2 protein-coding genes, 1 tRNA gene and 2 rRNA genes (1 of these 5 cut by a window edge) are annotated in these 2,500 nt (G+C 58.3%); all 5 read left to right on the top strand.

Going from position 1 to position 2,500, the window contains the following annotated elements:
- Positions 1 to 1,037: ribosomal RNA gene (locus RQX22_RS18215) — 23S ribosomal RNA — on the top strand; it begins 1,755 nt to the left of the window's first position.
- Positions 1,038 to 1,142: 105 nt separating this feature from the next.
- A 5S ribosomal RNA gene (rrf, locus tag RQX22_RS18210) occupies positions 1,143 to 1,257 on the top strand.
- 78 nt (positions 1,258 to 1,335) lie between these two features.
- Positions 1,336 to 1,412 (top strand) — tRNA-Met (locus tag RQX22_RS18205).
- A 153-nt stretch (positions 1,413 to 1,565) separates the two neighbouring features.
- On the top strand, positions 1,566 to 1,994 hold the full coding sequence (gene tnpA / locus RQX22_RS18200) for an IS66-like element accessory protein TnpA (RefSeq protein WP_410001663.1): 429 nt from the start codon (positions 1,566 to 1,568) through the stop codon (positions 1,992 to 1,994).
- The gene (gene tnpB / locus RQX22_RS18195) at positions 1,991 to 2,344 is read left to right on the top strand and encodes an IS66 family insertion sequence element accessory protein TnpB (RefSeq protein WP_315728465.1); all 354 of its coding nucleotides are present in this window, start codon (positions 1,991 to 1,993) and stop codon (positions 2,342 to 2,344) included. The genes tnpA and tnpB overlap by 4 nt, the downstream gene beginning before the upstream one ends.
- Positions 2,345 to 2,500: the final 156 nt, after the last annotated feature.

The following is a 2,500-nucleotide window of genomic DNA, read 5'->3' as shown; positions in this document are numbered from 1 at the left end:
GGTGCCTGAAGGTTAAGTGGAGGGGTGCAAGCTCCGAAATGAAGCCCAGGTAAACGGCGGCCGTAACTATAACGGTCCTAAGGTAGCGAAATTCCTTGTCGGGTAAGTTCCGACCTGCACGAATGGCGTAACGACTTCCCCACTGTCTCCAACACCTGCTCAGCGAAATTGAATTCTCCGTGAAGATGCGGAGTACCCGCGGTTAGACGGAAAGACCCCGTGCACCTTTACTGCAGCTTCAGAGTGGCATTAGGAAAGAACTGTGTAGAATAGGTGGGAGGCTTTGAAGCCAGGGCGCCAGCTCTGGTGGAGCCACAATGTGAAATACCACCCTGTTGTTTTCTGATGTCTAACCTAGTTCCGTAAGCCGGAACAGGGACCCTCTGTGGCGGGTAGTTTGACTGGGGCGGTCGCCTCCTAAAGAGTAACGGAGGCGCGCGATGGTGGGCTCAGGCCGGTTGGAAACCGGCTGTTAGAGTGCAATGGCATAAGCCCGCCTGACTGCGAGACTGACAAGTCGAGCAGAGACGAAAGTCGGTCATAGTGATCCGGTGGTCCCTCGTGGAAGGGCCATCGCTCAACGGATAAAAGGTACGCCGGGGATAACAGGCTGATAACCCCCAAGAGCTCATATCGACGGGGTTGTTTGGCACCTCGATGTCGGCTCATCACATCCTGGGGCTGGAGCAGGTCCCAAGGGTTTGGCTGTTCGCCAATTAAAGTGGTACGTGAGCTGGGTTCAGAACGTCGCGAGACAGTTTGGTCCCTATCTGCCGTGGGCGTCGATATTTGAGAGGAGTTGACCCTAGTACGAGAGGACCGGGTTGAACATGCCTCTGGTGGACCTGTCATCACGCCAGTGGTGCAGCAGGGTAGCTATGCATGGACGGGATAACCGCTGAAAGCATCTAAGCGGGAAGCCTCCCTCAAGATAAGATATCATAGAGCCGTCGAAGACCACGACGTTGATAGGCCGGATGTGGAAGCAGGGTAACCTGTGGAGCTAACCGGTCCTAATTGCTCTATTCGCGCTTGATGAATCCCACCATCAACGACAGGCTTGGACCTGTCGATGGACAGCAGATCTTTAGTGCACGCATCGATTTTGAAAGAACCGAAGACTTTATGCGCCGGCCCCATAGCTTGGTGGCCATAGCGTCCGTGACCCACCCGATCCCATCCCGAACTCGGCCGTGAAACCGGACAGCGCCGATGGTACTATTGCTTAAGCAGTGGAAGAGTAGGTCGTCGCCAGGCTTTGCGGCCGGCGCATAAGGTATTTCGATTTAGAACCCATTCACATGTCTTTCCCCTTTTGCAGGGGAAGGTTATTGGCGCGGGATGGAGCAGCCCGGTAGCTCGTCAGGCTCATAACCTGAAGGTCGTAGGTTCAAATCCTACTCCCGCAACCAATAAAAATGGCCCCGCCTTGTGCGGGGCTTTTTTTGTATCCGGTCCAGGTCCTCGGCTTCATTGCCTCGATGGCGCGTAAGCGCTCAATCCTCCCCACATTTTCGTTGTTGAATTAGTCGCTATGTATCTGCGCCTTCGCGAGGAGGTGTAACTTGTCGACAAGCGATGTAGCTGATTTCGAAACTGGCTTCGAAGCTAGCGGGAGTGTTCGGCCGCAGCGGATGCACATCGTGCCGGATGGTGGACGGCGGCGCTGGTCGCCTGAGTTGAAGGCGCGGATCATCGCGGAGAGCATGGCGCCTGACGCGAACGTGTCGGAGGTGGCGCGGCGGCACGGGATCATTCCGCAGCAGCTTTACCGGTGGCGCAACGAGACCAAGGAGCGGATGGAGGCAGGTGATCGGGCAGCGTTCGTGCCCGCGATGGTGGAGAAGCAGTCGAGCGTTCCTGCAACGCCTGCTGGCCCGGCGCGCTGCGGTGAGATCCGGATCGACGTGGGTGGCATGGTCGTGCGGGTGCCGGATGGCGTCACCGCCGATCATATCGAGCGGGTGCTGCTGGCGGTGCAGGTGGCGACATGATCATCCCGCCCGGGCCGCTCAAGGTGCTGGTCGCGGTCAAGCCGGTCGACTTCCGCAAGGGGATGGTCGGGCTGGCGTCGCTGGTCCAGAGCGAGCTCATGCGCGATCCGTTCTCGGGGATCATGTTCGTGTTCCGGTGCAAGCGTGCCGATCGGATCAAGCTGCTGCTGTGGGATGGCACCGGCTTGGTGCTGGTTACCAAGCGGCTGGAGACTGGCACGTTCCGCTGGCCGCGGTTCGGAGATGGCGTGATGAGCCTTACGCCGGCACAGGCTGGAGCGCTGATCGAGGGGCTCGACTGGTCGCGGGTGCATGCGCCGCGGATAGCGCGACCGGTGATGGCGCAGTAGATCGCAGATATGACTCGTGCTGCCGCTCAAGACGTTACGGATCCGTCATAATATGCTTGATGGAAGCATGAGCGAGGGCATCGAGAACCTTCCCGATGATGTGGCAATGCTGAAGGCGATGTGAGCTGCTGCCGGTCTGATGGACGCTGAGATAGG

This window comes from Sphingosinicella rhizophila, from assembly GCF_032378825.1.
Classification (GTDB): Bacteria; Pseudomonadota; Alphaproteobacteria; order Sphingomonadales; family Sphingomonadaceae; genus Allosphingosinicella; species Allosphingosinicella rhizophila.
This window is presented reverse-complemented; position numbering and strand designations above follow the sequence as displayed.